The sequence below is a fragment of the Candidatus Thiodiazotropha sp. AKAK3 genome, assembly GCF_058244645.1.
On sequence record NZ_JBSYOQ010000038.1, the window covers coordinates 1 to 5,290 of the forward strand.

At 52.8% G+C, this 5,290-nt stretch carries 5 protein-coding genes; all 5 read left to right on the forward strand.

Annotation, left to right across the window (positions count from 1 at the left end):
* Positions 1–253: 253 nt before the first annotated feature.
* From AC4IE7_RS07425 to AC4IE7_RS07445, 5 genes are read left to right on the forward strand one after another with little or no spacing between them, the layout of a single operon-like run.
* Positions 254–1,339, forward strand: a complete 1,086-nt coding sequence (locus AC4IE7_RS07425) for a glycosyltransferase family 4 protein (protein ID WP_490776186.1) — start codon at positions 254–256, stop codon at positions 1,337–1,339.
* A 24-nt stretch (positions 1,340–1,363) separates the two neighbouring features.
* Positions 1,364–2,743, forward strand: coding sequence for an O-antigen ligase family protein (locus AC4IE7_RS07430; protein ID WP_490776187.1), 1,380 nt, complete (start codon positions 1,364–1,366; stop codon positions 2,741–2,743).
* A gap of 3 nt (positions 2,744–2,746) precedes the next feature.
* Positions 2,747–3,172, forward strand: a complete 426-nt coding sequence (locus AC4IE7_RS07435; RefSeq protein ID WP_490776188.1) for a GFA family protein — start codon at positions 2,747–2,749, stop codon at positions 3,170–3,172.
* Positions 3,169–4,284, forward strand: coding sequence for a glycosyltransferase (locus AC4IE7_RS07440; protein WP_490776189.1), 1,116 nt, complete (start codon positions 3,169–3,171; stop codon positions 4,282–4,284). Before AC4IE7_RS07435 ends, AC4IE7_RS07440 begins: the two co-directional genes overlap by 4 nt.
* Before the next feature lie 4 nt (positions 4,285–4,288).
* The gene (locus tag AC4IE7_RS07445) at positions 4,289–4,951 is read left to right on the forward strand and encodes a sulfotransferase family 2 domain-containing protein (RefSeq protein ID WP_490776190.1); all 663 of its coding nucleotides are present in this window, start codon (positions 4,289–4,291) and stop codon (positions 4,949–4,951) included.
* Positions 4,952–5,290: the final 339 nt, after the last annotated feature.

Consider the following 5,290-nt stretch of genomic DNA (forward strand, 5'->3'; position numbering starts at 1 on the left):
AGGGCCCCACCCTACGCCCTGAATTGAACGGTAGGGTGGGGCCCTGCCCCACCAAAACGGCTTAAGTAAGTGCCATTCAGGCCGTACCCTACAACTTATGCAACTCCCTCCTTAGAGGCGGACGCTAATATAACAGTGCACAAATAAAGCGAATGAACGCAAATAGGCCACTTCTCTCATCCGACGCTCAGCATGGTACGGCAAGCCGCCCCACAGGTTTGATAGTTTCAGTAGTAACTCCAAGTCTTGTTCAATGCTGAACAGTGATCTACCCGATCTGATCTATCTGGGCCGTAGTCGGCTGCATCGGAATCGTGCCAATCTGATCCAGACTCTGCATACTGTGGCGGCGTTGACCGGTCTTGGCATCAAGAGCCGTCTCTATCTTCCCCCATGGCATCGTCCGGTCACACCAGCACAACGTCTGGATGAGATGGGGATTGAAACCCCGACCGATATCCGCGCCTCTCAGTTGCTCCATCGTCGCTGGCCCACCTCGGCCTTTGCTCGCTTTCATAAGCGCATGCTAGGTCGGGCCAAGGCAGTCTATGTTCGCTCTCCGGAGCTGAGCCTGGGGCTGGCATCACAGGGTATAGTCCACCACTTCGAGGTTCACACCCTGCAACCGATGATTCAAAAAGGCCAGCTGAAGCAGGTGGTCGACTATCATCGCCAAGGGGTGATCGGGCATCTGATTCCAATCAGTCAGAGTGCCGCAAAGGCGTTGATCGAGGCAGGAGCCGATGAAGCCCGCATCCATGTCAGTCCCTCCGGGGTTGAACTGGAAACCTTCCAGAAAGTAGCGCCGCTCGATAAGGCAGCACTCAACCATCCCAGGATCGTCTATCTGGGGCGTATCAGTCGGGATCGCGGTCTCGATATTCTCTCCGAGATTGCCTATGCCGACCAGGGTAAGGTGCTGCTGGTAGGTGACTGTGACGATCCGGTACCAGACCACCCTGCAATCCAATATCGGCCCAGCGTGCCGCACCGGGAAGTTGCTGCACTCTATGAAAATAGCGAGCTGGTTGTACTCCCCTACCAGGCTGATCTGAGCCATGCTGATGGCATCAGTCCGATGAAGCTGTTTGAAGCCATGGCAGCTGGCAGGCCGATCATCGCCAGTGACATTCCGCCACTGCGAGAGATTCTTCAGCCGGGCCGCAATGCATTGCTGGCTGATCCCAAAGATCCACAATCATGGGTGCGTGCTGTAGGTGAATTGAGAGATAATCCCGAACTGGCACAACGCATTGCGCTACAGGCCCGCGAAGATGCCAATGCCTATAGCTGGCCAAACCGGGCGGCCAACATAGTCCATGCCATCGGTCTCAAGTGATAATAAAGATAGATAGATATCGATATGCCACAAACCTTAGCTAACTATTTCGCACCGCTACGAACTCCTGAATCAAGGTTGCAAAAAACCAGCGACTGGATCGGCGTTATCGGACTCTATGTTTTCGCGTTTTTCAGTTTGCTGAGTATTGCCGGTGCTAATCTTGGCCTGGGCTTGATGTTGATTGGCCTGATAATTTCATCCGATGCCTGGCGGCGATTGCCAAAACAGATGCTGATCTGGTGCTGCCTGCTGATCATTGGCTACATCATCCTGCGCAGCATGGATGCCACCAGCCAAATCGAGGCTGACCACAAAACCCAGATCAATCAGGCGAGGGACTGGTCACTGCTGTTTCTCTTTTTTATTCCCGCCTGGTGGCTCAGTCAGTCACCAAAGCGGATTCCTACCACCCTGGCATTGATGATTGGAGGATTCAGCCTGGGTATCTTCAGTGCAATTGATGGAGATCTTATCTCCCAAGTCAGCCAGGGAATCCGTTCCGGTCTCCATTTCGGTAAACCAATTATTTTCGGTTTCGATTGTGCAGCTGCGATCCTTGGATTAATCGTGTTGGCAGTCTACCGTCTTAATCCTCACCTTCAGCTGAGCAACACACAGCGATACGGTGCTGTCATTGTGATCATCCTGGCCATTCTCTTTTTCACCCAGGGCTTGATTATCAGTCAATCCCGTGGCGTCTGGCTGGCTATATTTTTCGCCATTCCAACCATTTTTCTAACCCTCAAATTCACCCGCCAAAGCAAACGACAGCCGAAGGTCTCACTGCTGATCCCCCTTACCACCATGGGAGTGATACTGGCCCTGATTCTGGCTCTCAACTGGAACACTATCCTGCAGCGAGTCTCCAGCGAACAGCAGGAGCTTGGGGTGGTGATTAGTGAAGGTCTCAACCAGGCACCGCTAACCTCGACAACCTATCGCCTGCATCTGTGGGAGTTCGGCTTGAACAAGTGGTTGGAGCGCCCATTTACCGGTTGGGGACCCGGCACCACACACGCATTGGTGGAGGCAGAAAAAAATCCTGCGCTACGAGATCACCGGGATGTCGGCTTCGACCATCTGCACAACGCCTATCTGGAAGTGGTATTTCAACTGGGGCTGGTGGGTATCATGCTGATTGCCCTGATCTGCGGCCTGATGGTCTCCAAGATCATGGAGGCATACCAGAAAAAACGTATCTCGATCTACTTTCTGGCTTTTCTCTTCAGCAACTTTGTTCTCATCGCGGTCTATAGTCTTACCGACTTCCGGCATCTTCACTGGAACTGGCGTTTTTACTGGTTGATAATTGCCGGTATCGCATACGCCTTTCCCCTGATGACATTCAGACATCAATCTGCCCCTGTAAACAGACGAGTAGATCAATCAAATGAGGCTTAACCGATGAAGCAAGAGCAACCCATTGCCACTGGAAGCTGTCTCTGCGGAGAGGTGCGCTACGAAATCACCGGCCATCTTGGAATCTTCCAGTATTGTCACTGTTCACGCTGCCGAAAATTTACCGGCAGCGCCTTTGCTGCCAACCTTCTTGTCTCACCGAAACAGTTTCGCTGGTTGAAAGGTGAGGATCAGGTAGGTCGATATGAGTTGGCTGAAGCAAAACACTTTGCCACCGGATTTTGTAAGAGATGCGGCTCTTCTCTACCCTGGCAGTCGCAAAGTGGCAAGGCGGTAATTGTTCCAGCGGGCACCCTGGATAAAGATCCTGGGATCAGACCTTCACAGAACATCTTTACCAGCTCCGCAGCTGATTGGTTCGAAGAGCCACATAAATTACCCCACTACGACGCCCTGCCCAGCAAGAAATGAAGCAACCTGAATCGCTTCAACCAGACCTGGCTGTAGTTGTCTCTCTCTCTGGGGAGGGGGGTGTGGAACGCATGGTTTTAAACCTGGTGAATGCCATCGCTGAGCAGGGTAAGCGCGTAGACCTGTTGTTGATTAAAACCCACAGCAAACACCTGGACACACTCCATCCCCAGATCAGACGAATAGACCTGGGCAGCCGACATACCGCAACCAGCCTGTGGCCACTCAGACGTTATTTACGGGAGGTTAATCCACCCTGTCTGCTGGCGGCCAAAGATCGCGCTGGACGCATGGCAGTATTGGCAAGAGCCCTGGCTGGCGCCCGCAAAACCCGCCTATTGATGCGCCTGGGTACCAATCTAACCGCTGCCCTGGCCCACAAATCAGCCTGGCGTATGAGATTACGACGACTGCCGATACGCCTGCTCTATCCACACATCGACAAGATTATTGCGGTATCTGAAGGGGTCAGACAGGACACCCTGGCAGTCTCCGGTGTCGAAGCGGAAAAGGTTACGGTAGTACGCAATCCGGTGATCACAGCACAACTTAATAAATCGGCAGAAGCCCCAATACCCCACCCCTGGCTGAGTGATAAGGAGATTCCAGTTATCCTAGGTGCTGGACGCCTGACCCAGCAAAAGGACTTCAAGACACTACTCCAGGCCTTTGCCAAGGTGCGTGCAAATCGGCCTTGCAGATTAATTATCCTCGGAGATGGACGGCAAAAAGAGGCGCTGTTGGATCAGGCTCAATCACTGGGGGTTGCAGCGGACCTGGCCCTGCCCGGATTCACCTCAAACCCCTATGTCTATATGCGGCACGCTGATCTTTTCGTGCTCTCATCCCGCTGGGAAGGCTCTCCGAATGTGCTGACGGAAGCGATGGCACTGGGTGTGCCGGTAGTCTCTACCAATTGTCCCAGCGGTCCGAACGAGATCCTGGATGAGGGGCGTATTGCGCCACTGGTTCCTGTCGGGGATCACCAGGCGCTTGCCGAGGCGATGATCTCGGTGCTCGAACAGAACCCTGACCCGAAGCTGCTACAAGAGGCTGTAAAGATGTACCATGCAGATGTCAGCGCCACAAACTATTTGAAACTCATCAGTTAACGCCATGCTGCTTTCCATCAAGTACAACTTTCTATTCGTCCATATCGCCAAGACCGGCGGCACCAGTGTCAGGTCAGCCCTGCAGCCCTTGCGGTGGCGGGACCCCTGGTACTATCCGATGTTTCTCTGCTCCCGCTTCAGCCACATGAGCGGGCATCGCATTGGCACCAAGTTTCCCCGGCATTCACGCATCGTTGCCGCCAAGGAACTCTTGCCTGAAAGCTTTTTCAACGATCTCTATAAATTTGCCATTGTGCGCAACCCCTGGGATCTACAGGTCAGCTCATACCACCATATCCGGCGCGAACGCCCCCACTTGCTTGAGCATATCGAGGACTTCGACCACTTCATTCGCTGGAAGCTCGATCCGCAACGGGCCTATCAATACCATGTCGACACCTCGATTCAATCCCAGCTCGACTATCTGATCGATCTACAGGGCAATATCCTGGTGGACTTTATCGGGCACTATGAGAATCTGGCAGAAGACTTCAAAGAGATAACCCGACAGATCAAAGTCGATGGCATCTCACTGCCCCACAAACGCAAGGCCACCAATCGTTCCAAGGATTTTCGCAGTTACTACACGGATGATCTGGCTGAACTGGTGGCAACCCATTTCAAGCGTGATATTGAAGCCTTTGGCTATCGGTTTGATCCTGAGTAGATTTTCCTGAAAAGATCAGTTACACAGCAGGTGACCATGAGTATCGAAGCTATTTTCTTTAAAATCAGTAATCTGCTATTAGGATGGAGCGGTCAACTGATTTTTTAGGATTATCTCTTTTTTGAGATAAGCTGCTGGTTCGAACCAAGACTGGTGCGGCAGGGCCGCACCCTACGAGAGATCGGTGCAGGATTAACACGATTATTGGCCACAGCTAGTGTGGTGCGTCATATAAACCCTGTATTTAGAAAGCCGCTCAAGCCGTGAGTGCAAGGCGCAGCCCGCAGGTAATGGTTGTTCCCTTACCAAGGGGTGCAACGCCGCAATCGCGGCTTGAGT

Excerpts from the sequence above, each read along its gene's own strand:
- AC4IE7_RS07445 (WP_490776190.1), top strand. The coding sequence starts at position 4,289 with ATGCTGCTTTCCATCAAGTACAACTTTCTATTCGTCCATATCGCCAAG.
- AC4IE7_RS07430 (WP_490776187.1), top strand. The coding sequence starts at position 1,364 with ATGCCACAAACCTTAGCTAACTATTTCGCACCGCTACGAACTCCTGAA.
- AC4IE7_RS07440 (WP_490776189.1), top strand. The coding sequence starts at position 3,169 with ATGAAGCAACCTGAATCGCTTCAACCAGACCTGGCTGTAGTTGTCTCT.
- AC4IE7_RS07425 (WP_490776186.1), top strand. The coding sequence starts at position 254 with ATGCTGAACAGTGATCTACCCGATCTGATCTATCTGGGCCGTAGTCGG.
- AC4IE7_RS07435 (WP_490776188.1), top strand. The coding sequence starts at position 2,747 with ATGAAGCAAGAGCAACCCATTGCCACTGGAAGCTGTCTCTGCGGAGAG.